General features: G+C 61.5%; 24 protein-coding genes and 2 tRNA genes. 19 read left to right on the top strand and 7 right to left on the bottom strand.

Features of this window, described 5'->3' with window-relative positions; all coding sequences use genetic code 11:
- Nucleotides 1–26 precede the first annotated feature (26 nt).
- From AC3YOG_RS08290 to AC3YOG_RS08280, 3 genes are all read left to right on the top strand, one after another.
- Nucleotides 27–1,112 (top strand): ABC transporter ATP-binding protein, encoded by a 1,086-nt coding sequence (locus AC3YOG_RS08290; protein WP_489934723.1) that lies wholly within the window; start codon nucleotides 27–29, stop codon nucleotides 1,110–1,112.
- Nucleotides 1,109–2,761 (top strand): ABC transporter permease, encoded by a 1,653-nt coding sequence (locus AC3YOG_RS08285; protein ID WP_489890019.1) that lies wholly within the window; start codon nucleotides 1,109–1,111, stop codon nucleotides 2,759–2,761. The genes AC3YOG_RS08290 and AC3YOG_RS08285 overlap by 4 nt, the downstream gene beginning before the upstream one ends.
- A 125-nt stretch (nucleotides 2,762–2,886) precedes the next feature.
- Nucleotides 2,887–3,621: a Crp/Fnr family transcriptional regulator gene (locus tag AC3YOG_RS08280; RefSeq protein WP_172123140.1), complete on the top strand. Its 735-nt coding sequence runs from the start codon at nucleotides 2,887–2,889 to the stop codon at nucleotides 3,619–3,621.
- On the opposite strand, the gene AC3YOG_RS08275 is transcribed toward AC3YOG_RS08280, so the two are convergent.
- The gene (locus AC3YOG_RS08275) at nucleotides 3,618–3,857 is read right to left on the bottom strand and encodes a DUF6894 family protein (RefSeq protein ID WP_127752880.1); all 240 of its coding nucleotides are present in this window, start codon (nucleotides 3,855–3,857) and stop codon (nucleotides 3,618–3,620) included. The two genes, AC3YOG_RS08280 and AC3YOG_RS08275, sit on opposite strands and share 4 nt — an antisense overlap.
- A gap of 343 nt (nucleotides 3,858–4,200) precedes the next feature.
- Here AC3YOG_RS08275 and AC3YOG_RS08270 point away from each other — a divergent pair, with 343 nt between their 5' ends.
- Nucleotides 4,201–4,422, top strand: a complete 222-nt coding sequence (locus AC3YOG_RS08270; protein ID WP_127752881.1) for a hypothetical protein — start codon at nucleotides 4,201–4,203, stop codon at nucleotides 4,420–4,422.
- A 110-nt stretch (nucleotides 4,423–4,532) separates the two neighbouring features.
- Here the strand turns inward: AC3YOG_RS08270 and AC3YOG_RS08265 are convergent, their stop codons facing one another.
- Together AC3YOG_RS08265 and AC3YOG_RS08260 are read right to left on the bottom strand one after the other, a co-directional pair.
- Nucleotides 4,533–4,757, bottom strand: a complete 225-nt coding sequence (locus AC3YOG_RS08265; RefSeq protein ID WP_127752882.1) for a hypothetical protein — start codon at nucleotides 4,755–4,757, stop codon at nucleotides 4,533–4,535.
- A gap of 174 nt (nucleotides 4,758–4,931) precedes the next feature.
- Complete coding sequence (locus AC3YOG_RS08260; RefSeq protein ID WP_127752883.1) at nucleotides 4,932–5,147, bottom strand: cold-shock protein; 216 nt, start codon at nucleotides 5,145–5,147, stop codon at nucleotides 4,932–4,934.
- 324 nt (nucleotides 5,148–5,471) lie between these two features.
- On the opposite strand from AC3YOG_RS08260, the gene AC3YOG_RS08255 reads away from it, so the two are divergent.
- The 5 genes from AC3YOG_RS08255 to AC3YOG_RS08235 all read left to right on the top strand — a co-directional run bounded on the left by AC3YOG_RS08255 (nucleotide 5,472) and on the right by AC3YOG_RS08235 (nucleotide 9,699).
- A complete protein-coding gene (locus tag AC3YOG_RS08255; protein ID WP_489934722.1) occupies nucleotides 5,472–6,620 on the top strand; it encodes an alpha-D-ribose 1-methylphosphonate 5-triphosphate diphosphatase in 1,149 nt (382 codons plus the stop codon).
- The gene (gene phnN / locus AC3YOG_RS08250) at nucleotides 6,617–7,165 is read left to right on the top strand and encodes a phosphonate metabolism protein/1,5-bisphosphokinase (PRPP-forming) PhnN (protein WP_127752885.1); all 549 of its coding nucleotides are present in this window, start codon (nucleotides 6,617–6,619) and stop codon (nucleotides 7,163–7,165) included. Before AC3YOG_RS08255 ends, phnN begins: the two co-directional genes overlap by 4 nt.
- 106 nt (nucleotides 7,166–7,271) lie before the next feature.
- Nucleotides 7,272–8,072 carry a Hint domain-containing protein gene (locus AC3YOG_RS08245; RefSeq protein ID WP_489934721.1) on the top strand — a complete coding sequence of 267 codons (801 nt, stop codon included), beginning with the start codon at nucleotides 7,272–7,274 and terminating at the stop codon, nucleotides 8,070–8,072.
- Nucleotides 8,073–8,189: 117 nt separating this feature from the next.
- Nucleotides 8,190–8,263 (top strand) — tRNA-Gly (locus tag AC3YOG_RS08240).
- A 146-nt stretch (nucleotides 8,264–8,409) separates the two neighbouring features.
- Nucleotides 8,410–9,699, top strand: a complete 1,290-nt coding sequence (locus AC3YOG_RS08235; protein WP_489934720.1) for a DUF6395 domain-containing protein — start codon at nucleotides 8,410–8,412, stop codon at nucleotides 9,697–9,699.
- On the opposite strand, the gene AC3YOG_RS08230 is transcribed toward AC3YOG_RS08235, so the two are convergent.
- On the bottom strand, nucleotides 9,696–10,283 hold the full coding sequence (locus AC3YOG_RS08230) for a HupE/UreJ family protein (protein WP_489934719.1): 588 nt from the start codon (nucleotides 10,281–10,283) through the stop codon (nucleotides 9,696–9,698). The genes AC3YOG_RS08235 and AC3YOG_RS08230 overlap by 4 nt on opposite strands.
- A gap of 210 nt (nucleotides 10,284–10,493) precedes the next feature.
- Between AC3YOG_RS08230 and AC3YOG_RS08225 the strand changes: the two genes are divergently transcribed.
- Both AC3YOG_RS08225 and AC3YOG_RS08220 read left to right on the top strand, forming a co-directional pair.
- On the top strand, nucleotides 10,494–10,886 hold the full coding sequence (locus tag AC3YOG_RS08225; RefSeq protein WP_489890012.1) for an MAPEG family protein: 393 nt from the start codon (nucleotides 10,494–10,496) through the stop codon (nucleotides 10,884–10,886).
- A gap of 56 nt (nucleotides 10,887–10,942) precedes the next feature.
- Nucleotides 10,943–11,018: transfer RNA gene (locus tag AC3YOG_RS08220), tRNA-Trp, on the top strand.
- A gap of 124 nt (nucleotides 11,019–11,142) precedes the next feature.
- Here AC3YOG_RS08220 and AC3YOG_RS08215 read toward each other — a convergent pair.
- The 3 genes from AC3YOG_RS08215 to AC3YOG_RS08205 all read right to left on the bottom strand — a co-directional run bounded on the left by AC3YOG_RS08215 (nucleotide 11,143) and on the right by AC3YOG_RS08205 (nucleotide 12,729).
- On the bottom strand, nucleotides 11,143–11,406 hold the full coding sequence (locus AC3YOG_RS08215; protein ID WP_489934718.1) for a hypothetical protein: 264 nt from the start codon (nucleotides 11,404–11,406) through the stop codon (nucleotides 11,143–11,145).
- 208 nt (nucleotides 11,407–11,614) lie between these two features.
- A complete protein-coding gene (locus tag AC3YOG_RS08210) occupies nucleotides 11,615–12,280 on the bottom strand; it encodes a dihydrofolate reductase family protein (RefSeq protein WP_489934717.1) in 666 nt (221 codons plus the stop codon).
- Nucleotides 12,281–12,399: 119 nt separating this feature from the next.
- Nucleotides 12,400–12,729, bottom strand: a complete 330-nt coding sequence (locus tag AC3YOG_RS08205) for a hypothetical protein (RefSeq protein WP_489890010.1) — start codon at nucleotides 12,727–12,729, stop codon at nucleotides 12,400–12,402.
- Between the two features lie 250 nt (nucleotides 12,730–12,979).
- Here AC3YOG_RS08205 and secE point away from each other — a divergent pair, with 250 nt between their 5' ends.
- The 8 genes from secE to rpoC all read left to right on the top strand — a co-directional run bounded on the left by secE (nucleotide 12,980) and on the right by rpoC (nucleotide 25,092).
- Nucleotides 12,980–13,177, top strand: a complete 198-nt coding sequence (secE, locus tag AC3YOG_RS08200; RefSeq protein ID WP_164854949.1) for a preprotein translocase subunit SecE — start codon at nucleotides 12,980–12,982, stop codon at nucleotides 13,175–13,177.
- Nucleotides 13,178–13,216: 39 nt separating this feature from the next.
- Nucleotides 13,217–13,747: a transcription termination/antitermination protein NusG gene (gene nusG, locus AC3YOG_RS08195; protein WP_127752894.1), complete on the top strand. Its 531-nt coding sequence runs from the start codon at nucleotides 13,217–13,219 to the stop codon at nucleotides 13,745–13,747.
- 173 nt (nucleotides 13,748–13,920) lie between these two features.
- Complete coding sequence (gene rplK / locus AC3YOG_RS08190; RefSeq protein ID WP_127752895.1) at nucleotides 13,921–14,349, top strand: 50S ribosomal protein L11; 429 nt, start codon at nucleotides 13,921–13,923, stop codon at nucleotides 14,347–14,349.
- Nucleotides 14,350–14,352: 3 nt separating this feature from the next.
- Nucleotides 14,353–15,045: a 50S ribosomal protein L1 gene (gene rplA, locus AC3YOG_RS08185; protein WP_127752896.1), complete on the top strand. Its 693-nt coding sequence runs from the start codon at nucleotides 14,353–14,355 to the stop codon at nucleotides 15,043–15,045.
- A gap of 323 nt (nucleotides 15,046–15,368) precedes the next feature.
- Nucleotides 15,369–15,890, top strand: coding sequence for a 50S ribosomal protein L10 (gene rplJ, locus AC3YOG_RS08180; protein WP_127752897.1), 522 nt, complete (start codon nucleotides 15,369–15,371; stop codon nucleotides 15,888–15,890).
- Between the two features lie 61 nt (nucleotides 15,891–15,951).
- Nucleotides 15,952–16,326, top strand: coding sequence for a 50S ribosomal protein L7/L12 (gene rplL / locus AC3YOG_RS08175; protein ID WP_127752898.1), 375 nt, complete (start codon nucleotides 15,952–15,954; stop codon nucleotides 16,324–16,326).
- 355 nt (nucleotides 16,327–16,681) lie between these two features.
- Nucleotides 16,682–20,824 carry a DNA-directed RNA polymerase subunit beta gene (gene rpoB, locus AC3YOG_RS08170; RefSeq protein WP_127752899.1) on the top strand — a complete coding sequence of 1,381 codons (4,143 nt, stop codon included), beginning with the start codon at nucleotides 16,682–16,684 and terminating at the stop codon, nucleotides 20,822–20,824.
- Nucleotides 20,825–20,904: 80 nt separating this feature from the next.
- Complete coding sequence (gene rpoC / locus AC3YOG_RS08165; protein ID WP_127752900.1) at nucleotides 20,905–25,092, top strand: DNA-directed RNA polymerase subunit beta'; 4,188 nt, start codon at nucleotides 20,905–20,907, stop codon at nucleotides 25,090–25,092.
- Nucleotides 25,093–25,102: the final 10 nt, after the last annotated feature.

Raw genomic sequence — 25,102 nt, 5'->3', positions numbered from 1 at the left:
GATGGCATCAACCAGGGGGCAGCGCGGTGACCAGTATTGCGCTGCGCTCGCTCCGCAAGGAGTACAACAACCAGGTCGCGATCCCCGATCTCGACCTGGACATTGCCGATGGCGAGTTCTTCACGCTGCTGGGTCCCTCCGGTTGCGGCAAGACCACGCTGTTGCGCATGATCGCCGGCTTCAACTCCATTGAATCCGGCACCATTTCGTTCGACGGCGCGGTGATCAATGATCGCCCGCCGGCCGCGCGCAATATCGGCATGGTGTTCCAGAACTATGCCTTGTTCCCACAGATGACGGCGGCCAAGAACGTCGCCTTTGGTCTGCAGACCCGCAACGTGGAAAAGGCCGAGATGGCCCGCCGCGTCGAGGCCGCGCTCGCTTCCGTACATATGGCCCATCTCAAGGACCGGCTGCCCGGCGCCATGTCCGGCGGCCAGCAGCAGCGCGTTGCCCTGGCCCGTGCCCTCGTGATCCAGCCCGCCGTGCTGCTGATGGACGAACCCCTCTCCAATCTCGACGCCAAGCTGCGCGTCGAAATGCGCGACACCATCCGCCAGGCGCAGCGCGAAGCGGGGATCACCACCGTCTATGTAACCCACGACCAGGAAGAAGCCATGGCGGTGTCCGACCGCATTGCCGTGATGCACCAGGGCATCGTGCAGCAGGTCGGCACGCCCGCTCAGATCTATCGCCATCCGGCCAACCGGTTCGTTGCTGAATTCATCGGCAAGACCAATCTCCTCACCCGCGATCTGCGCCGCGTTGACGGACGCGCTCTGATCGATCTCGGTGATGGCGAACCCCTCGACATCACTGCCGCCGTAAACGATGCCGCCACCGGCACCGTCGAAGTTTCGGTGCGCCCCGAAGCCGTCCGTGCCGCGGCCACCGGCCTGCCGGCCGAGATCGTCGAGGAAACCTTCCTTGGCTCCCATTCCCAGGTGCAGGCGCGCCTGCAGACCGGGGAAACCGTCGAGTTTCTCGAATTCTCCCGCCGCTCCTCCCAGTGGACCCGTGGCGAGCAGGTTTTCCTGCAGTTCGACCGCGACATGCTGACCTTCTTTGATGCGCAAACCGGCACCTCCATCAGCAATGGAGCCCAGCAGTGAAGCTCGCCGGCGATCGTCTCGACGGCTGGACGGCCATCGCACTGACCCTCACCGGCGGCTACCTGCTCATGGTGATCTGGCCGCTCGTGATCGTGCTGATCAACAGCGTCAGCGCTGGCGGCGAGTTCTCGCTTGCCGGCTTTGCGACCTTTTTCTCCTCGCGCCTTTATTACGGTACCCTGGTCAACAGCCTGCTCGTGACCGTCTGCGTCACCATCCTGGCGCTGGCCGTGGCGTTCCCGCTCGCTTACTTCATGACCATGTTCCGCATCCGCGGCAATCGCACCGTGCAGATGCTGATCCTGGCCTCCATGATGTCCCCGCCCTTCATCGGGGCTTATTCCTGGATCCTGCTGCTGGGCAACAACGGCATGATCACCCGCTGGCTCGAAAGCACTTTCGGCGTCGAATCGCCCAGCATCTATGGCTTTCCCGGCATTGTCCTGGTGCTCACGCTCCAGCTCGTGCCGCTGATCTTCACCTATCTGATGGGCGCCTGGCGCACCATTGATGTGTCGCTGCTCGAGGCGTCCGAAAGCATGGGCATCACCGGCTGGCGTCGCGCCATGCAGGTGATCTCGCCGCTGCTGCTGCCCACCGTGCTGGCCGGCAGCCTCCTGGTGTTCGTGCGCGCCTTTGCCGATTTCGGCACCCCGATGCTGATCGGGCAGGGATTCCGCACCATTCCCGTGCTCATCTACAGCTCCTTTGTGGGCGAGGTCAGCATCGACAAGAGCTTTGCCGCCGCAGTGGCCGTCATCGTCATCCTGGTGACGCTTACGGTCTTCCTCGTGCAAAAAGTGCTGGTGGATCGCCGGCAGTTCTCGATGACCGCACTGCGCTCCATCGAGGCCCGCAAGCTTCCAGGCTGGCGCGGCGTTGCCGTGCATGCCTATGTCTATGGCTTCCTGGTTCTCGCCTTGGCGCCGCTCGCAGTTGTCGTGGTCAGCTCGTTTCGCAAGACGCTCTACGGTCAGTTCGTGGCCGGCTGGACCCTCGACAGCTATACCGACGCCCGCCGCGACATCTTCCGCTATATCGGCAATACCTTCGGCATTGGCCTGACCGCACTGGTGATCCTCGTCGTCATCGCCGTGCTGGTTGCCTATCTCACCGTGCGGCGCAAGGGCGCCCTCAGCAATACGCTCGATACCATGACCATGGTGCCCTATGTGGTGCCCGGTCTCATCATCGGCATTGCTCTCGTCACCGCCTTCAGTCAGGGCCCGCTGGTGCTGACCGGCACTTTCGCCATCATGGTGATCGCGCTGACCATCCGGCGCCTGCCTTATGCCGTGCGCTCCACCACCGCGCTCATGCACCAGATCAGCCCCAGCATCGAGGAAGCGGCGATCAGCCTCGGCGCCTCCAAGTTCCGCACGCTGGTCCGGGTGATCGTGCCCGCGCTCGCGCCCGGGATCATGTCAGGTGCGGTGCTGAGCTGGGTGACCATCATCACTGAGCTCAGCACGACGCTGTTCCTCTACAACACCTCGACGCAAACCCTGTCGCTGGGCATCTACGCCCAGGTGATCCGCGGCCAGCTCGGCACCGCCGCCGCGTTGTCGACGATCCTGCTGGCCTTGACCATGCTGTCGCTGTTCCTGCTGATGCGCCTGCCCGGCGGTCACAAGGAGCTGCGCGTTTAACTCGGTCGAGCTGGCGGCAAGCTGTCCGCCAGTTCACGCCCACCAGCATGATTGCCTTGGTTGCGTGCTGCAACTAGGCTAACCCTCTGGTCGGCGCTGTTTGTCCGCGCTGCCCGGGGGATCCCATGAAAGCAGAAACCGGCAACCTGTTCCGTAAGCTGGAAGCCATTGGCGAACTGACGGAGGAGATGAAGGCCGCGATCGACGCCATGCCCCTCCAGGTCAAGTCGCTGGCCAAGGGTGAGCACGTCGTCAGCGATGGCGAAATCTCCCGGCATAGTTGCCTGCTGCTCGAAGGCATGCTGCACCGCAGCAAGCTTACGCCCCAGGGCAATCGGCAGATCCTTTCCATCCACATCCCGGGGGATGTGCCCGATCTGCACAGCTACCATCTCAAGAAGATGGACCATGACCTGGTGGCAACGGTCGACTGCCAGGTAGCCTTGATCGCCCACGAGGACATCGGGCAGGCTATCCACGCCAGCCCGGCGCTGAGCGACCTTCTCTGGCGCGAAACCCTTATCGATGCCGCCACCTTTCGCGCCTGGATGACCATGATCGGCCAAACCCAGACGCTTGCCCGTGTCGCCCATATCCTGTGCGAGCTTTATGTCCGCTGGGAGATGATCGGCGACCTCGAAGGCGGGCCTTTTCCGTTCCCGCTAAGCCAGGACGAAGTGGCCGATGTGATCGGCGCCAGCATTGTCCTTGCCAGCCATAGCTTGCAGGCCCTGCAGCAGCGCGGATTGGTTAGCCTGGAGGGGGGCAAGGCGACCGTGCTCGATTGGCCCGCCCTGCGCGACCTCGCGCAGTTCGAACCCGCCTACCTCTATTACCTCCACGAGACCCGCAGGCGCTAAGCCTGGCCCGGCCGCTTGATCGTCAAGCTGATGGAGAGCTCCAGCAGTCGCTCCTGGTGCTCGTCTCGCACCCACATGGTGATGCTGCCCGGCGGCGAGGTGGGAATCAGATCGCGCACCATCTCGGCCAGCGCCTTCACAGCCTCATCCTCCGCGGCCTGTTCGTCGCGCAGGTTCGTGCCTTCCGAGTCTTCGTGGAAGCTCCCGTCATCGACGTCGAAAAAGAAGCGCTGCATCACAAAGGCACCCTGTGTAGCCCGTCAACGAAGATGGAGCAGGCCAGTTGCTGAATTAACCTGTGCCGGGCTCGGGTCTTTGCACCGCGCCAAGCAAGCTTGTGCGGCTAAGGTCCTGATTATTCTCCTATCGTGAAATCCGGCCGCTGCCCATGATTTAGGTCAAGCAATCGTGAGCCGCGAAGTGATACCCGTAAAGGGGCTCCGAAGCGGTGCTCGCCGCCGCGGGTGCTTTGCCCAGCCTGGGCTTTCCTGTGGGCAACTTATGGTTTCGCAACTCTTGCGGGTGACGCCGAACCGCCAAAAGCGCACTGTGCCGAGGCAACGCACCGGGGCCGATACGATGCACCTGCTACCCCACACCATGCAGACCATTCTCGACGAGCAACCCGCATCAGCCGATTCGGTGACGGCGCAAGCAGTGTCGCGGCTCGAGCAGCGCTTTGGGATGACGGCAGCGATGTCGCTCAATGCCCGGCTGCTGGCTGAGGCACTCAATGCCGCCCTTTCCGATCCCCACACCCGCAGCCTTTTGCAGGCACCAGGCACGGCCGGCGCGGTTTAACGCTGGCCCGAACCGACGCTCCAACGGCAAAAGCGCCCCGCAGAAGCCTGCAAGGCGCTGAACAGCACGGCAATGGAAGTTATCGGGGGCGGAGCCCTCTGCAGGGCGGCTTAAAGCCCCTGCAGATCAGCCTCGGCGACGACGCGCTCGCGACCGTCGGAATCATCGTGGACGCGGTACTGAAATTCGCGGCCTTCAAAGGGCAGTAGGCGCAGCACGACGCATGGCGTCGCCGCCTTGCCTGCGCGCACATTGCTCAGCAGCATCAGCCGATCGCCGGTGCTGTAGAGATGGTTGACCTGGCGGGCTACGGGGGCAGGGATGCTACGGGCCATCGGCGCAACATTATCAGTCACCGCAGGCACAGGGGCAGCAGCTGCGGAACCCCGGCTGCGCTTCATTGGCACTGCGATACTTTTCAAGTTAGCCGACACAAGAGCACTCCCGCCTGGAACAAAACAAACACCGGGATGTGCCAGGCGGCGCACCCCGGTGCTAAAGTCTTGGGCTTAGCTCAGCAGCGACAGATTGGCTGCCGAAACCTTGCCGTCACGACCGGTTTCCAGTTCGTAGGAAACCTTGTCGTTTTCATACAGGCCCTGCAGGCCCGAACGCTCTACTGCCGAGATGTGGACGAAAGCGTCCTTGCTGCCATCTTCAGGCGAAATAAAGCCGAAGCCCTTGGTGGTGTTGAAGAATTTTACGGTACCATTGATGGTTGCCATGATGAAGTCCTTTGAAAGCCCGAAGCATATGCAAGCGAGCGCTCCCTTGGGCGACATGCGCAAGGGTGATAACGTTCGCAAGAAAGAGAAGGGAGCCAGGGCCCGGAGAACCGGAAGATCAGGCAGCCGACGATTGGCTGTAAACGTGTAGCCCTTGTATGACAGTCAATGGTGTTCAAAGCAAGGCCGCATGTCCGCCGCGCCAATCCGGGCCAGTTTGGCCCCGGGAAGCCGCTGGCGCTTTAAAGGCTGGCGACATGCCCGTGGCCCAACTACCATCATATTATTCCGGCCTTCTTCCGGCTTTTCACTGCGGACCTTTCCATGACCACAGCCTTCCCGGCAGAACTTGTTCTCAACAATGCACGTATGGTGCTGGCCGATGAGGTGATCCAGGGTTCCCTTCGTGTCGTGGACGGGCATATCGCCGAAATCGGCACCGTCAGTGCATCCGGCACGGACCTGGAGGGGGACTACCTGATCCCCGGTCTCGTGGAACTCCATACCGACCATCTCGAAACCCATTACGCCCCGCGTCCCCGCGTGCGCTGGAACCCAGTCGCGGCAGTGCAGGCCCATGATGCCCAGATCGCCGCTTCGGGTATCACCACCGTGCTCGATGCCATTCGCGTCGGCACCGATGAGCACGCCGATGTCGGCCTCGATGAGTCGCGCATTCTGGCCGGGGCGATTGGGGCAGGGACGCGGGCGGGGCGCCTGCGCGCCGAACATCACGTCCATCTGCGCTGCGAGGTTTCCGCACCCGATTGCCTTGAGAGCTTTTTGCAGGTGATGGACGATCCCCAGGTGCGCTTGGCATCGTTGATGGACCACGCGCCCGGCCAGCGCCAGTTCGTCAAGGAAGAGGTTTATAAGTCCTATTACCAGGGCAAGCTCAAGCTCAGCGATGCCGCGCTCGAGGAGTTCACCACGCGGCGCAACATCGAATCGCAAACCTTTGCCGGCCGCCACCGCCGCGCCATTGCCGATCTGTGCCAAAGCCGCGGCATCGTGCTGGCCAGCCACGACGACGCGACCTCAGACCATGTGGAAGAAGCAGTGACGCTCGGCACCCATATCGCCGAATTTCCCACCACGCTCGATGCGGCGCGCGCCTCCCGTGAGGCGGGCATGGCGATCCTGATGGGCGGGCCCAATGTGGTGCGCGGTAGCTCCCACTCAGGCAATGTCTCGGCCCGCGCGCTGGCCGCCGCCGACCTGCTCGACATCATCTCCTCGGACTACATCCCTTTCAGCATGTTGCAGGCCGCCTTTGCCCTCGCCGACGGCCCGGAAGGGGTGAGCTTGCCCAAGGCTGTGCAACTGGTCACCAAGCGTCCGGCCGCCGCCATCGGCTTTGATGACCGCGGCGAGATCGCCGTCGGCAAGCGCGCTGACCTGGTGCATCTGCGCATCGAAGACGGCATCCCGATCGTCCTGACCGTCTGGCGCCAAGGTCGCCGGGTGGTATGACCGGCACCTTCGTCGCCGTTGTTGGCCCCAGTGGCGTCGGCAAGGACAGTCTGATCCGCTTCGCCCGCGATCGGCTGGGCGATAAGATCTGTTTCGTGCGCCGGGTCGTTACCCGCAGCGCTGATGGCAATGCCGAGGATCACGATACGCTCGATCCCGAAGGTTTCCTGCAAGCCGAAGCGCGCGGTGAGTTCGCGCTCAGCTGGGCCGCACACGGCCTGCGCTATGGACTGCCGGCCACACTGGAACATGAACTCGCCAGTGGCCGGGTCGTCGTCGCCAATCTCTCCCGCGGCGTGTTGCCAGCGCTGCTGCAGCGCTATCCCACCGCGGTGGTCGTCTCCGTGGTAGCTGATCGGCCGGTGATCGCCGAGCGGCTCCTGCGCCGCGGCCGGGAATCACCGGCCTCGGTGGAGCGACGCCTCGCCCGCCGCATCGAGTGCAACACCGTGCCCGCCAACGCCGTCGTCATTGACAATTCGGGTGAGCTTTCCGTTGCCGGCGCTCAGTTCGTGACGCTGCTGCAAGAGCTCGGCGGGCGGTGAACTAAGCTATAGTAAGTACGGGAAAGTTCTGCTTAATCAAAAGGTTAACTGTGCGTGATTCTGCACCTCTATACAGTGTTCTGTAGTTACGAGAGTAGGCAGCAGCATGGATCTTCCTGGCATCGGCAGACGTGAGTTTCTCGCCAAGGCAACCCGCACTTTCACCGCTACGCTCCTGGCCGGCTCGCTCGCGGCTTGCGAGACGGGCGGGCACCGGCGCAGCGCCCGTTCCCGCTCCGTGGTTAGCGGTGGCGCTGCCGACAACGACGCCGTCTCCTGCTTCCTGCCCGGCACACGCATCCAGACGGCCAAGGGCACTGTTGCCGTCGAAACCCTGCGCATCGGCGATCTCGTGCAAACCGCTTCCGGCACCCAGCCCGTCAAATGGATCGGGCGCAGCCTGCGCCGCCGTCCAGCCGCTGGCTGGTCGCTCGCCATGCGCCCGGTTCGCATCCGCCGCTCGGCCATGGCCCGAAATGTCCCCAGCCGCGACCTGCTGGTCTCGCGCGAACACAGCCTCTTTCTTGATGGCGTGCTGATCCCCGCCTATCAACTCATCAACGGCACCACGATCACCGAAGAGCCCTGGGATCATTCCCCCACGCTCGAGCTGTTCAACATCGAACTGGCCGAGCATCAGGTGATCTTTGCCAATGGCGTGGCGGTCGAAACCCTCCTCGCCAACAATGGCCGCGACCAGTTCGACAACGCCGCCGAATATGCGCTTCTATACGGCCCGCACACTGCAATCACCGCCAAATATGCCCGCGTCATCCGCTATGGCCGCCGCCGCGACCGTGCTGTTGCTCATGTCAGGCGCTGGCTCACCGGCTGGGGCCTTGATCTGCGCGACGCCTCCATGCGCGCCCATGACCGCTTCGCCGCCCGCGCCCAAATGGCTGGCTAAGCGGGCAGGGGCCTCGCTGCGCACCAATCCCCGGCAAAGTGCGCGATCGCCCACCCGCGCTCTTGCATTGGCCTGCGCCTCCCGCTAGTTCTGTGCCTCGGGTTCGCCCCCAAGCGGGCGGGTATAGCTCAGTGGTAGAGCAGCAGCCTTCCAAGCTGAATATGCGGGTTCGATTCCCGCTACCCGCTCCAAAATTCCTCACATTGTCAGTAAATTACCGGCACGCGCTGCAAGCGCGTCGTAACTCCGTTGCAACTCCCATCGCGGGTACGGCTGCATTGGCGCCGGCAATCCTCCATATTGGGCCCGGACGCCTGCCGGCCGTGGAGGACCCCCGATGCATTTCACCTTCCGCCAGGAGCCAGGGGTGTTCACCATCACCGCCGGGCTGGTCGACGCCCATGGCGATATGCGCACCGGCAACCGCGTCCAGAGCGATAAAACGCCGCTCACGCTGACCGAAACCCGCGTGTCCTTCGGCCTCGATATCCAGAACCTTGATTACGATCGGCTGGCGCTGGCCTGCTGCCTGCTCTTCCTGCCCTTTATCGGCAACAAGGTCTCTTTTTCCTTCCCAGTGTCCGATGTGATCCCCGAGTTCCTTCACGCCAATAAACGCGGCGCTCCCGGGCCCGAGCCGGTCGAAGTCACCACCACCGTAACGGGGCCGCGCCCCGAGAATGCTTCGCCCATCACCCTCGCCACCTGCGGGCTCGCCTTGGGCGGGGGCTTTGATGCCGTCGCCGTCAAGACGCTGCTGCCCGAAGTGTTCAGCTACCACCTCGTCAGCGCCATCATCGTCAACAACGTCTTCCACCTGCCCATCTACCGCTTCTACGCCGATCGCGACGCCATCCGGCTCAACGACGCCCCCGTCTGCGACCAGTATATCTGGACCAATGCCGAAAACATCGCGTCCCCGCGCGGCGTCACCACCTGGGCCACCTATGCCATTCCCATGCTGCTGGCCGGCGCCGATCGCGGCCTCAACTGCATCCTGTCGGGCACGGTGTTCGAAGGCTCGTTCAACGAAAACGGCCGCCGCTATGTCGAGTTCAGGCCCGGCAATCGCCATGACACGATCGGCCGGGCCTTCGCCGCCCTTGGCCTGCGCATCGCGCCTGCCGCCACCATGCTGCCCGAATATCTCAACATCAAGGAAGTTGCCCTGCATGGATTGGGCGACCAGGTCTCGTTCTGTATCATGGGGCCAAATGGCGGGCCCTGCGGACGTTGTCTCAAATGCTACCGCAAGCGCCTGCTTTACGAGGCCCTGAAGCGCGAAACGGCGATCTCCATCCCCCAGTTCGAAGCGATGGACATCGCCCGCTTCGACAATCCCTATATCGCCAAGCTCTGCCAGGTCAGGCCGGTTTACCTCGCATCCTCGTTCAAATGGCTGCAGGACCGGGTGCCGGAGAGCCTCTACCTGCCCAGCATGGCCGACGCGGTTGCGCAGGTGCCCCCCGTCCGCTTCGATCTCGGCCGATACTTCCCACCGGGGCTTGATATTTTGCCCGACACCATCGCGTCAGCCATGACCGAACGCTTGTCGCGGCGCTACCAGCCCATGAGCGAGGAGGAGATCACGGCCGTGCGCGCCTGGAACTGCTTTGCTGCCGCCTAGATCCAGCCCGCGATCGCGCCCAGGCCCGCCAGGGCAAAGCCGCCGCCCGCCACGCGCGTCGCCCCGGCGCCAAACCGCCCGGCGAGTCGCGCCACCGTCAAGCTCGCCGCCATCCCGGCAAGATGCAGGCTCGCGGTCGCCAGCGTGAATCCCGCGACATAGTCCAGCCCATTGGCGCCGCCGGGCATTTCCGCCCCATGCGCGTGGCCATGGAACAGCGCGAAAACCCCCACGAGGCCCATCGCCGCCGCCACCGGCATCGGCCGCCCCAGCGCCGCGGCGCCCCCAATCAGCACGCTCGAAACGGCAATCCCCAGTTCCACAAACGGCACCGGCACCCCGGCGACCCCAGCGCCAAAGCCAACAATCATCATTGCCACAAAGCTCAGCGGCACCGCCCAAAGCGCGCGGCCGCCCAACACAAAGGCGAACACCCCAACCGCCACCATCGCCAGCAGATGATCGAGCCCACCAACGGGATGCTCGAACCCGTGCACAAAGCCGAGGGCGTGTTCGGGCCCGCTATGGGCAAAGGCAAGGTTGGGAAAAACGGCGAGCATAACAAGGGCAAGCACTAGGCGCATCGATATCCTTTCGGGGACACGTCCGTCCCTCCGGTTCAGGTTGCTTCCCACGGCTTCCATTCACTCGCGCGTTAGTTATCCCCGGAGGCGCCACGCTTGTAAATGCCCCCTTGTGCCTCGCGCACCTTGTTTGCCGCCCCGGCGTTTAGCGGTTCTCAAGCCCCTGGCGCTGGGCCACACTGCACGCCTTAACCGGAGTCGCCCCTTGCCATGCTGTTGATCATCTTTCTTGTGCTGCTGCTGCTTTTTGTGCAGTCCCAGCTTCCCGGCGTTCTCCTGGCCAAGCAGGTCGGGCCCGAGGCGCAAATGGGGGCGCGCGACAATCTGCCCGAACCCACGCCCGAACTAGCTCGGTCACGCCGCGCCCTTGCCAATCTGCAAGAAAACCTGCCGGCTTTTCTCACTCTAGCCGTGCTCTCGATTGTGCTGGGGGAGCAGGGCTGGCTGTCCCTGCTGGGCGCGACATTGTTCCTCGCCGCGCGAGTCGCACATCTCTTGTGCTATATGCGCGCGCTTAGCCCCTGGCGCTCGATCAGTTATGCGCTGGGGCTGCTCGGCACCATCCTTGTGGCGATCCCGCTGGTGCCCCATCTTTGGGGATGAGCGTCGCGAACCTCTTGCACAGCGCGCGCTTTGCCATTAGTGGATAGCTCGCTTGAAGGGGTTTAGCTCAGTTGGTAGAGCATCGGTCTCCAAAACCGAGGGTCGTGGGTTCGAGTCCCCCAGCCCCTGCCAGGCACTTCCACCATTGATCGCTGCCAGCCCGCTCGGTGAGCGGGCTTTTTGTTGCCTGTCGGTTTGGTGATGCGCTTGGCAAGAAACCGATAGCGACCTATGGCCTGGCTCTGCTCCTTGGGAGCTATTCGTTCCACTTGGGAACGGGGCTGAAGCGGGGCAGCTCCTTGAAGCGCTGTTCCAGCTGGTTCTGCCGCCAGTCGGTCTGCAAATCCTTCAGCTGCCGTTCATTGGCACGCGCCGCGGTTTCCTCGGCCAGTTCCTGCTGGATGCACACGATGCGGTTATTGGTTTCCTGCACGGTGCGGGTGCCGGGCGGGCAAGCGGCCATTGCTGCGCTGACGGGTACCAGCAGCACGGCGGCAATGAGGGCGGATCGCAACAGCATGGTTTGGCTCCATTCGTATCCGCGCAAGCGCGGCAGAAAAACTCACCCCTTAATCTAGGCCATATCAGCGGGAATGAAACCCCGCGAGGCTCCTCAGGCCGATCAACTGCACCAGCAACCCCTGCCGCAGTGCCACCAGCCCTCGCCCATATCCTGATAAGGAGGGTAGGGGCGGGGCACCGGCCCCCGGCACCAGTGCACGCAGACACTATCCTTCCCGGGCCATCCGCTCCTGCCGCGCTTGTTCTGCCGCCGTGGGCTCGGCCAAGGCAAAGGATCCGGTTGAAACCTCTCCCGCGCGCTCATAAACGCTCATGCTGACCCCGCTCGCCGAGACGCTGTTGCTGACGAGTTTAAGGGCCCGCGGCTTGGTGCCGTGCCCGAACAGCCGCTTGCCCGGGCCCAGCAGCACGGGAAAGCTCAGGAGGCGAAGTTGATCCACAAGGTCATGGGCCAGCAGCGTTTGCACCAGCACCGTGCTGCCTTGCGTCAGCAGATTGGGGCCGTCCTCCGCCTTGAGGCGCCTTAGCGGCTCCACCACCTCACCGCGCAGCGGAGTGGTATTGATCCACCCAAACTCCTGGTCGGATCGGGTCGCGACATATTTCGTCACCTTGTTGAAGGCCGTGGCAATCGGATCATCCGCCGGCATATGCGGCCAGTGCGCGGCAAATATTTCGTAGGTCTTGCGCCCGAGCAGCAGATCATAGGGCTCGGCAAACCCGACATCCATGAATTGCCCCACCGCTTCGTCGAAATAAGGGACACCCCAACCACCATATTGAAAGCCACCCGTGGGATCTTCGCTTGGGCCCCCGGGCGCCTGCATCACGCCGTCAAGGCTGGCAAATGCACCTACGATGAGCTTTCTCATGCCCGTAACTCCTCATATCCGTCGCAATCAGGACGCCCACAAAGGCGCATAGCCGACATCCAGCCACACGGAAATTTGCATCGGCGCTGCAGGGGAGTTCGGATCGGCGTTATGATGCTTCAGCGCAGTCGGCCTTGAGCCCGGCCACCAGGCTCCGCGGTAGCAGCCGCCATTGCTTCGCTCGCCGCGAGTTCGTCCGCCTCCATCTGCTCGTGCCGGGCCTTGATCCGGTTGAGCTGATGGGCGGCGTGGGCAAGCAGTGCAGTGCGGATTTCGGCGGCCTGGGCGCGCCCGATATCGGCCCGGCATTTCAGGTCCAGCGAGAACTCCGAAACCGCCCCCATGAAGGTTTCGCGCACCTTTACCCGGATCACCCCAACCGTGCGGCCCTTGATGATGCGGTGCGGCTCGAAATACAGGATGTCACAGGCCTTGATCTCAAAGCTCATCGACCCGTCCTCCACCGGCCAACCGCCCGATCGCATCAAAGCAGATCAGTGTGACACTGCAACTCAACTTCCCGGCCTAGCTCGGTGGATGTAGACTGCGGCAGGTAAGCTGTTCGGGCCCAGTGCGGTCCAACAAATCGGGCAGGGGCTGTTGCAATCCGCGTCTGATTTCTCTAGATAGCAGCTTCCAGCCGTGCGGGTGTCCTGCGCGGCCTTTGGTTTTGTACCAAAACACCAAAGAGATGATTCGCTGATGGCGCGTACGAACCCGATCACCTTCCTCCAGCAGGTTCGAACCGAAGTCAGCAAGGTGACTTGGCCCGGCCGCAACGAGGTGATGATCTCTACGATCATGGTACTTGTGCTGGTTATGTTGGCCAGTCTGTTTTTCCTGTTGGCCGACCAGCTGATTTCGTGGCTGGTATCGCTGATGCTGTCGATCCGCTAAAGCGGTCGGCGAATAACCACTAGGGAGCGACGAGGCGGCATGGCCAAGCGCTGGTATATCGTTCAGGCGTATTCGAACTTTGAGCGCAAGGTGGCGGAAGACATTCGCCAGAAGGTTGCGCAAAAGAAGCTCGAGCATTTGTTCGAGGACGTGATCGTGCCGACCGAAAAGGTCACGGAGATCCGTCGTGGCCGCAAGGTCGATGCCGAGCGCAAGTTCTTCCCCGGCTATGTGCTGGTGAAGATGGATATGACCGACGAGGCCTTCCACCTCATCAAGAATACCCCCAAGGTCACCGGTTTCCTCGGTTCGGACAACAAGCCGATGCCGATCTCGGAAAAGGAAGCCATGGCGATCCTGCAGCAGGTGCAGGAAGGCGTGGATCATCCCAAGCCGTCCGTGTCCTTCGAAGTGGGCGAGAATGTCCGCGTGTCGGATGGCCCCTTCGCCAGCTTCAATGGCGTCGTGGAGGAAGTCGACGAGGAGCGTTCGCGCCTCAAGGTCGAGGTTTCCATCTTCGGGCGCCCCACTCCGGTGGAACTCGAATACGGCCAGGTCGAAAAGGTCTGATCGATTTTGCCGCGCTGATCCGCGGCATTCGCTTTCCGGCGCAAGTCGGATACTGCCGGAGCGATCCGGCAAAATCTGTGGAAGAGGGCGGTTGCTGCCAGGCGGCCGATCAAGCTTCGCACCACAGCGTCAAACGCTCCGCTTGACCGCGGAGACAACATCAAAGGACGATCATGGCAAAGAAAATCACTGGCTATGTCAAGCTGCAGGTGCCTGCGGGTTCCGCAACGCCTTCCCCTCCGATTGGTCCCGCACTGGGCCAGCGCGGTCTGAACATCATGGAATTCTGCAAGGCGTTCAATGCCGCCACGCAGGAAATGGAAAAGGGTTCGCCCATTCCAGTCGTGATCACTGCCTATGCCGACAAGAGCTTCACTTTCGAGATGAAGTCTCCCCCGGTGACCTACTTCATCAAGAAGGCCGTCAACCTCAAGTCCGGCTCCAAGCTTCCGGGCAAGGAATCGGCTGGCACCATCACGCAGGCTCAGCTGCGCGAAATCGCCGAAAAGAAGATGAAGGATCTCAATGCCGACAATGTCGACGCTGCTGTGTCGATGATCGCCGGCTCCGCCCGTTCCATGGGCATCCAGGTCGAGGGTTGATAGATGGCACATATCGGTAAGAAGACCGTCAAGGCACGCGAAGGCATCGACCGCAACAAGCTCTACAAGCTTGATGAGGCCATCAAGATGGTCAAGGAACGCGCCACCGCCAAGTTCGACGAAACCATCGAAGTTGCCATCAATCTGGGTGTTGATCCCCGCCACGCCGACCAGATGGTCCGCGGCGTTGTGAGCCTGCCCAATGGTACCGGCAAGACCGTGCGCGTCGCCGTGTTCGCCCGTGGCGCCAAGGCTGATGAAGCCACCGCTGCTGGTGCCGACATTGTTGGCGCCGAAGACCTGATGGAGCAGATCCAGGGCGGCAAGATCGATTTCGATCGCTGCATTGCCACCCCTGACATGATGCCCATCGTTGGTCGTCTCGGTAAGATCCTCGGGCCACGCAACCTGATGCCGAACCCCAAGGTCGGCACCGTGACCATGGACGTCGCTGGCGCCGTCAAGGCCGCCAAGGGTGGCGCTGTTGAATACCGCGTCGAAAAGGCCGGTATCCTGCATGCTGGCGTTGGCAAGGTTTCGTTCTCGGACGAAGCCCTCCTGCAGAACATCAAGGCGTTCACCGACGCCGTGCAGAAGAGCAAGCCCGCCGGTGCCAAGGGCACCTATGTCAAGCGCGTTGCCGTGTCCTCGACCATGGGCCCCGGCGTGCACGTAGAGCCCGCTTCCGCGCTCTAAAACGAAATTCGGGCGGTTCGCCGCCCGGACCGCACCCGATTGGTTCGCCTGTCGGGTGCGTAAGTCCTGTCCGAGACTGCCGGTGCTGATCGATCTGGGTCAGCTTAATGTCCGCCGACGCCAGCATAGATGGGGTGAAGACCAGGAATTTCTGGCCCGCAAGGGCCGGGGTGTTCAAGGTTCGAACCAGGCCAGTTGCCCATCCGGGCAGCACGGTTGACAGGCATGTAACCGTTGCTCCTCTCCTCCTTCGGGAGATCGGAGGGCAGCAATTGGCAATGGCCCGGCATTGTTTCTTGTCGGGCTCAATGTGGAGACTAGCAGTGGAAAGAGCGGAAAAGCGTGAGCTTGTCGCATCGCTTCAGTCAGCCCTCTCGGGCGCTGGGTCGATCGTCCTCGCGCAGAATGCCGGTCTGACCGTGGCCAATCTGGAATCGCTTCGCCGTGAGGTGAAGGGTGCCGGTGGCTATGTGAAGATCGCAAAAAACCGTCTTGCCAAGCTTGCTCTTAAAGACACCGACCACGCCGACATCTCGGACCTGTTTACCGGTCCGATCGTCATCGCCTATGCGGAAGACCCCATGACTGCGCCCAAGCTGGCGCAGAAATTTGCCGACAAGAACGCGAAATACGTCGTTCTTGGTGGCGTCATGGGCAAGACCGCTCTCGACGCAAACAGCGTCAAGGCCTTGTCGACCATGCCGTCGCTCGATGAACTGCGCGCCACGCTCGCCGGGATGCTCAAGCAGCCCGCGACCCGTATCGCTTCGGTCATCGTCGCTCCGGCTGGTGGTATCGCGCGCGTGTTGGCCGCTCACGCGGAAAAGAGCAACGAAGCAGCGTAACCCCCATGGTTCCCTCGGGAACCGGTTTGAACTGAACACCTGAAAAGAAGAGATTTATCAAATGGCTGATCTCGCCAAGATCGTAGACGACCTGTCTGCCCTGACCGTTCTGGAAGCTTCCGAGCTGTCCAAGATGCTTGAAGAAAAGTGGGGCGTTTCGGCTGCAGCTCCTGTTGCTGTTGCCGCTGCTGGCGGCGGCGCTGCCGCTCCTGCTGCTGAAGAAAAGACTGAATTTGACGTGATCCTCGCCTCCTTCGGCGAAAACAAGATCAACGTCATCAAGGAAGTCCGCGCCATCACCGGCCTGGGCCTGGGCGAAGCCAAGGCACTCGTTGAATCGGCTCCCAAGGCCATCAAGGAAGGCGCTACCAAGGCTGAAGCCGAAGACATCCAGAAGAAGCTGGAAGCTGCCGGCGCCAAGGTCGAACTCAAGTAAGTTCGCTTTTACCCCTTGCAATTTGCGAAATGGCGCGCTATGTGCCATTTCGCTTTATCGTTTCAGCTTGGAAACGAATCGCCGGACCGGTTGGATGGGTCCTGGCGCCAATTTGCGGAACATATGACGATTTCGATGTCTGAGGCACGCTGACGTCCCGAAACCTCATGGTTATTGGCCATGGGGTTGTTTGACGTTTCATGTCTTCCCTTCCCATGGCTGGGGCAGGGCCTTGAGCCATCGCTGAGCCTAAACGACTAGACCCCATAAGGGCACATATCCCGATCCCCGACGGCTGATAGTCGGGGCTTTGGCTAGGTGCCTCCGAGACAATCGCAGAGAAACAGGAGCTTTCATGGCTACCACGTTCAACGGCCGCCGCAAGGTACGCAAGTCCTTCGGTTCCATTCGCGAAGTCACGGAGATGCCCAACCTGATCGAGGTCCAGAAGGCCTCCTATGATCAGTTTCTTCTCGTAGACGAGCCCGAAGGCGGCCGTCCCGATGAAGGGCTTCAATCCGTATTTCGTTCGGTGTTCCCCATCACCGACTTTTCCAACACCGCTTCTCTCGAATTTGTGAAATACGAATTCGAGCAGCCCAAATACGATATCGACGAGTGCCGTGCGCGCGATATCACTTTTGCTGCCCCGCTCAAGGTGACGCTGCGGCTGATCGTGTTTGAAGTGGACGAGGAAACCGGCGCCCGCTCGGTCAAGGATATCAAGGAGCAGGACGTCTATATGGGCGACATGCCCTTCATGACCTCCAACGGCACCTTCATCGTCAACGGTACCGAGCGCGTCATCGTTTCCCAGATGCACCGTTCGCCTGGCGTGTTCTTTGATCACGACAAGGGCAAGACCCACTCCTCGGGCAAGCTCCTGTTCGCAGGCCGCATCATTCCCTATCGCGGCTCCTGGCTCGATCTGGAATTCGATGCCAAGGACATCGTCTATGCGCGCATCGATCGGCGTCGCAAGATCCCGGTGACCTCGCTGCTCAAGGCACTCGGCATGGATGCCGAGGAAATCCTCGCGACCTATTACACCACGCTCCAGTACGAAAAGACCGCGAGCGGTTGGCAGGTTCCGTATGACGCCGAGAAGTGGAAGGGTGCCAAGCCCAGCCACGACCTGATCGACGCCAAGACCGGCGACGTCGTCCATGAAGGCGGCAAGAAGCTGTCCGCACGTCAGGCCAAGAAGCTTGCCGAGAATGGTTTGACCCATCTGCTGGCCACCGATGCCGATCTCTACGGCATGTATCTGGCCGAGGATCTGGTCAATCTCCAGACCGGCGAGATCTATGCCGAAGCTGGCGACGAGCTGGACGAGAAGGTGCTCGCCACCCTGGTTGACCTCGGTTTCGATGAGCTGCCGCTGCTCGATATCGACCACATCAATGTGGGCGCTTACCTGCGCAACACGCTTGCCATCGACAAGAACGAGTCGCGTGAAGACGCGCTGTTCGACATCTATCGCGTGATGCGTCCTGGCGAACCGCCGACCGTTGATACCGCCGAAGCCATGTTCAAGTCGCTGTTCTTTGATAGCGAGCGCTATGACCTGTCCGCCGTGGGCCGCGTCAAAATGAACATGCGTCTTGAGCTCGACGCTCCCGACACCATGCGCACCCTGCGCAAGGAAGACATCGTGGAAGTCGTGCGCACCCTCGTGGATCTGCGCGACGGCCGTGGCGAAATCGACGACATCGACAATCTCGGCAATCGCCGCGTGCGCTCGGTCGGCGAGCTGATGGAAAACTCCTATCGTCTTGGTCTGCTCCGCATGGAGCGCGCCATCAAGGAGCGCATGAGCTCGGTCGAAATCGACACGGTCATGCCCCAGGATCTGATCAACGCCAAGCCGGCGGCCGCCGCCGTGCGCGAGTTCTTCGGTTCTTCCCAGCTCAGCCAGTTCATGGATCAGACCAATCCGCTTTCGGAAATCACCCATAAGCGCCGCCTGTCGGCTCTTGGGCCTGGTGGTCTCACCCGTGAGCGTGCTGGCTTTGAAGTGCGCGACGTGCACCCGACCCACTATGGTCGTATCTGCCCGATTGAGACCCCTGAAGGTCCCAATATCGGTCTGATCAACTCGCTCTCGACCTTTGCGCGCGTCAACAAATACGGCTTCATCGAAACCCCGTACCGCAAGATCGTCGACGGCAAGCTGACCGACGACGTGGTCTATCTGTCCGCCATGGAAGAGGCCAAGCACTATGTCGCCCAGGCCAACGTCACTTTCACTGAAAGCGGCGAGCTTGAGCATGACCTGGTGGTTGCCCGCCATGCTGGCGACAACGGCCTGACGCCCAAGGAAAACGTCGATCTGATGGACGTTTCCCCAAAGCAGATGGTGTCGGTTGCCGCCTCGCTGATCCCGTTCCTCGAGAACGACGACGCCAACCGTGCTCTGATGGGCTCCAACATGCAGCGTCAGGCTGTGCCGCTGCTGCGCGCTGAAGCGCCGTTTGTCGGCACCGGCATGGAAGCTGTGGTTGCCCGTGACTCCGGCGCCGCCATCGTGGCCAAGCGCAAGGGCATCGTCGATCAGGTGGACGCGACCCGTATCGTTATTCGGGCGACCGAAGAAACCGATGCGAGCAAGACTGGCGTCGACATCTACAACCTGATGAAGTTCCAGCGCTCCAACCAGTCCACCTGCATCAACCAGCGTCCGCTGGTGGTCGTGGGCGACCATGTGAACCAGGGCGACATCATCGCCGATGGTCCCTCGACTGAACTGGGCGATCTGGCTCTGGGCCGCAACGTGCTCGTCGCGTTCATGCCCTGGAACGGCTACAACTTCGAAGACTCCATTCTGCTGAGCGAGAAGATCGCGATGCAGGACGTCTTCACCTCGATCCACATCGAGGAATATGAAGTTATGGCCCGCGACACCAAGCTTGGTCCTGAGGAAATCACGCGCGACATTCCGAACGTGTCGGAAGAAGCGCTCAAGAACCTTGACGAAGCCGGTATCGTCCATATCGGTGCCGAAGTGATGCCCGGCGACATTCTCGTGGGCAAGATCACGCCCAAGGGCGAGTCGCCGATGACGCCGGAAGAAAAGCTCCTCCGCGCCATCTTTGGTGAAAAGGCTTCCGACGTTCGCGATACCTCGCTCCGCGTTCCGCCCGGCGATGCTGGTACTGTTGTTGAAGTGCGCGTGTTCAATCGCCACGGCATCGACAAGGACGAGCGCGCCATGGCCATCGAGCGCGAGGAAATCGAGCGTCTCGCCAAGGACCGTGATGACGAACAGTCGATCCTGGACCGCAACGTTTATGCGCGTCTCAAGGAAATGCTGTTTGGCAAGGCTGCCACTGCTGGCCCGAAGGGCTATGTCGTCGGCACCCGCCTCAATGACCAGATGTTCGAGGCCCAGCCCCGCTCCAAGTGGTGGCAGTTCGCGGTCGATGACGACAAGGTCATGACCGAGATGGAAGCCTTGCACGCCCAGTACGAGGAAAGCCGTCGTCTGCTCGAGCAGCGCTTCATCGACAAGGTGGACAAGCTGCAGCGCGGTGACGAACTGCCTCCGGGCGTGATGAAGATGGTCAAGGTCTTCATCGCGACCAAGCGCAAGATCCAGCCAGGCGACAAGATGGCCGGCCGTCACGGCAACAAGGGTGTGGTGTCGCGCATCGTGCCCATCGAAGACATGCCTTATCTCGAAGACGGCACTTCGGTGGATATCGTGCTCAACCCGCTCGGCGTGCCTTCGCGCATGAATGTGGGTCAGATCCTCGAGACTCACCTGGGCTGGGCTTGCGCCGGCATGGGCAAGAAGATCGACGAGATGGTGCGCATCTACCAGCAAAAGGGTGACCTCAAGCCGCTGCGTGCGGAAGTGGGTGCGCTGTTTGCCGGCGATGAATCCATCACCGATCTCGATGACGACGGTCTGATCCGCCTCGGCGAACACCTTTCCAAGGGCGTGTCGATCGCGACCCCGGTGTTTGATGGCGCCAAGGAAGCCGATATTGTCGAGATGCTGGAGCGGGCAGGGCTCAAGGGCTCGGGCCAGTCCACCGTATTCGACGGTCGCTCGGGCGAGCAGTTCGATCGGCAGGTGACGGTTGGGTATATCTATATGCTCAAGCTCGATCACCTGGTGGACAACAAGATCCACGCCCGTTCGATCGGCCCGTACTCCCTGGTTACCCAGCAGCCGCTGGGCGGCAAGGCACAGTTCGGCGGACAGCGTTTCGGCGAGATGGAAGTGTGGGCTCTCGAAGCCTATGGCGCGGCTTACACGCTCCAGGAAATGCTCACCATCAAGTCGGACGACGTTACCGGTCGTACCAAGGTCTATGAATCCATTGTGCGCGGCGACGATACGTTCGAGCCGGGCATCCCCGAGAGCTTCAACGTTCTGGTCAAGGAAATCCGTTCGCTCGGTCTCAATGTCGAACTCGACATGCGCGACCTCGGCGGCGACCTCGGTCAGGCCGAAGCGGAGCTCGCACCTCCTCAGGAAGCGGCGGAATAATCCGGCACTTCCCCATCCCGTTCATCATCCGTTCAGGTCTGTGGCGAAACCACGGCCTGGGCGGGTAGAGGAGAGTTTGAATGAACCATCATTCCCACGTCATGGACCCGTTTAATCCGGCTGTCCCGGTGCAGACCTTCGATCAGATGAAGATCTCCATCGCTTCGCCCGAGAAGATCCTGAGCTGGTCCTACGGCGAGATCAAGAAGCCCGAGACCATCAACTATCGTACGTTCAAGCCTGAACGCGACGGTCTTTTCTGCGCGCGCATCTTTGGCCCGGTGAAGGACTACGAATGCTTGTGCGGCAAGTACAAGCGCATGAAGTTCAAGGGCGTCATCTGCGAAAAGTGCGGCGTTGAGGTGACCCTCAGCCGCGTGCGTCGCGAGCGCATGGGCCATATTGAATTGGCCGCGCCCGTTGCTCACATCTGGTTCCTGAAGTCTTTGCCGTCCCGTATCGCGCTCTTGCTCGATATGACGCTCAAGGACATCGAGCGCATTCTTTACTTCGAGAACTACGTTATTCTCGATCCGGGCCTCAGCCCCTTCACCCAGCACGAGCTGCTGACCGAAGAGCAGTTCCTGGACGCTCAGGACGAATACGGTGCCGACAGCTTCACCGCCAAGATCGGCGCTGAAGCCATTCGCGACATCCTGCTGGCGCTCGATCTCGAAAAGATCGCCGCTGACCTGCGTGTCGAGATTGCCGAGTCCACCACCGAGCTTAAGCCCAAGAAGCTGGCCAAGCGCCTCAAGATCGTCGAGCAGTTCATTGTTTCGGGCAACAAGCCCGAATGGATGATCATGACCGTTATCCCGGTCATTCCGCCCGAGCTGCGCCCGCTGGTGCCGCTGGATGGTGGCCGCTTTGCCACGTCCGATCTGAACGACCTTTATCGTCGCGTCATCAACCGCAACAACCGGTTGAAGCGCCTGATCGAGCTGCGTGCGCCCGACATCATCATCCGCAACGAAAAGCGCATGTTGCAGGAAGCTGTGGACGCGCTGTTCGACAACGGCCGCCGTGGCCGCACCATCACCGGTGCCAACAAGCGTCCGCTCAAGTCGCTGTCCGATATGCTCAAGGGCAAGCAGGGCCGGTTCCGCCAGAACCTGCTCGGCAAGCGCGTCGACTATTCCGGCCGCTCGGTCATCACCGTTGGTCCCAACCTCAAGCTGCACCAGTGCGGCCTGCCCAAGAAGATGGCGCTTGAGCTCTTCAAGCCCTTCATCTACTCGCGCCTTGAGGCCAAGGGTTTCTCCTCGACCGTCAAGCAGGCCAAGAAGCTGGTTGAGAAGGAAAAGCCCGAAGTCTGGGATATCCTTGACGAAGTGATCCGTGAGCACCCGGTTCTGCTGAACCGCGCGCCCACGCTCCACCGTCTTGGCATCCAGGCCTTTGAGCCCATCCTGATCGAAGGCAAGGCCATTCGTCTGCATCCGCTCGTTTGCTCGGCTTTCAACGCCGACTTCGACGGTGACCAGATGGCCGTGCACGTTCCGCTGTCGCTCGAAGCGCAGCTGGAAGCGCGCGTGCTGATGATGTCGACCAACAACATCCTGCACCCCGCCAATGGTCAGCCGATCATTGTGCCCTCGCAGGATATCGTCCTGGGCCTCTACTACCTCTCGTTGATGAACGAGAAGGAGCCGGGTGAAGGCATGGTGTTCGGCTCCTATGCCGAGCTCGAGCATGCCCTCGACAACAAGGTCGTGACCCTCCACACCAAGATCAAAGGCCGTGTCACCAGCTTCGATGAAGCGGGCAACAAGACCACTGAGATCGTGGAAACCACGCCTGGCCGCATGCTGATTGGGCAGATCCTGCCCAAGAACCCGGCGGTGCCGTTCTCGACGGCCAACCAGCTGATGACCAAGAAGATGATCTCCAAGATGATCGACACGGTTTACCGTGGCTGCGGTCAGAAAGAGACCGTGATCTTCTGTGACCGCGTCATGCAGCTCGGCTTCAAGAACGCCTGCGATGCCGGCATCTCGTTCGGCAAGGACGACATGGTGATCCCGGCGTCCAAGTACACGATCGTGGAAGCTGCCCGTAAGCAAGTCGAAGAGTTCGAGCAGCAGTACAATGACGGCCTGATTACTCAGGGCGAGAAGTACAACAAGGTCGTTGACGCCTGGGCCAAATGCGGCGACGCCGTGGCCGAAAAGATGATGGAAGCCATCCGCACCGTCCAAATCGACGAAGAAACCGGCCGCCAAAAGCCCATCAACTCCGTCTACATGATGAGCCACTCGGGCGCGCGTGGTTCACCGGCACAGATGAAGCAGCTGGCTGGTATGCGTGGTCTTATGGCCCGTCCCGATGGTTCGATCATCGAGACCCCGATTACGGCTAACTTCAAGGAAGGCCTCAACGTTCTCGAATACTTCAACTCCACCCACGGTGCCCGTAAGGGTCTCGCGGATACGGCGTTGAAGACCGCGAACTCGGGCTATCTCACTCGTCGCCTGGTGGACGTCGCGCAGGACGCGATCATCGTGTCCAACGATTGCGGCACCGAGCGTGGCCTGACCATGGAGCCGATTGTCGATGCCGGCCAGATCGTGGCTTCCATCGGCCAGCGGGTACTTGGTCGTACCGCTGCCGACGACATCTTCCATCCGCTTTCCGGTGATCTGATCGCCACCAAGGGTACGCTGCTGGAAGAAAAGCATATCGACATCATCGAGGAAGCGCGCATCCAGTCGATCCGGATCCGCTCCCCGCTGACCTGCGACATGCGTCAGGGTACCTGCGCGGCCTGCTATGGTCGTGACTTGGCCCGTGGTACGCCGGTAAACATGGGTGAGGCTGTTGGCGTTATTGCTGCTCAGTCCATCGGTGAACCCGGCACCCAGCTCACCATGCGTACGTTCCACATTGGTGGCACGGCGCAGGTGGTCGACTCCTCGTTCCTTGAGGCCGGTGCAGAAGGCACGATTGCCGTTCGTAATCCGAACCTCGCCAAGATCGAGGGCGGTCGCCATGTGGTGATGTCGCGTAACGTGTCGCTGGCCATCCTCGATGCCGACGGTAAGGAGCGGGCTACCCATAAGGTGACTTACGGCTCCAAGCTCCTCGTCGCTGAAGGCGACACGGTGCGGCGTGGTCAGCGTTTGGCTGAATGGGATCCCTACACCCGTCCAGTGCTTGCCGAAGTTGAAGGCGAGGTCGTGTTCGAAGATCTCGTCGATGGTGCCTCGGTTGCGGAAAACACCGACGAAGCCACCGGCTTCACCAAGCGCGTTGTCATCGACTGGCGCACCAATCAGCGTGGCGAGGGCCTCAAGCCCGCGATTGCCATTGCCCGAGGTGGTGTGGTCCAGAAGGTGGAACGTGGCGGCGACGCTCGTTACCTGCTCTCGGTTGATGCCGTCATTGCGGTTGAACCCGGCGAGAAGGTTGCGCCCGGTGACGTGCTGGCCCGTATTCCGCTGGAATCGGCCAAGACCAAGGACATCACCGGCGGTCTGCCGCGTGTGGCCGAACTGTTCGAAGCTCGTCGTCCGAAGGACCACGCCATCATCGCCGAGATCGATGGTACCGTCCGGTTCGGTCGCGACTACAAGAACAAGCGTCGCGTCATCATCGAGCCGCATGAAGAAGGTGCAGAGCCCGTCGAGTACCTGATCCCCAAGGGCAAGCCCTTCCACCTTCAGGAAGGCGACGCCATTGAAAAGGGTGAGTACATCCTCGACGGCAACCCGGCGCCGCATGACATCCTGGCCATCAAGGGCGTGGAAGAGCTTGCTCGTTACCTCGTCAATGAAATCCAGGAGGTCTATCGACTGCAGGGCGTGCTGATCAACGACAAGCACATCGAGGTGATTGTTCGCCAGATGCTGCAGAAGGTTGAGATCGTGGATCCCGGTGAGTCCGGCCTGCTCAAGGACGAGCAGCTCGACAAGCTGGATTTCGACGAACTCAACGACCAGCTGGTCAGCGAAGGCAAGAAGCCGGCAACCGCCAACCCGGTCCTGCTCGGCATCACCAAGGCGTCGCTCCAGACCCGCTCGTTCGTGTCGGCAGCCTCGTTCCAGGAAACCACCCGCGTTCTCACGGAAGCAGCGGTTTCGGGCAAGGCCGATTTGCTCGAGGGTCTCAAGGAGAACGTGATCGTGGGCCGTCTGATCCCAGCCGGCACCGGCGCGGGTATCTCCTCGGCACGGATGATCGCCGCCAAGCGCGACGACCTTATCCTCGAGGAGCGCCGTCGCCAGGCGTCGACCGTTCAGATCCCGGCGCCAACAGCAGCCGAGTAAGACCAGCTAC

The sequence above is a fragment of the Devosia sp. Z6_126 genome, assembly GCF_058133495.1.
The sequence above is the reverse complement of the archived record's forward strand: the minus strand, read 5'-3'. Positions and strand labels throughout refer to the sequence as shown.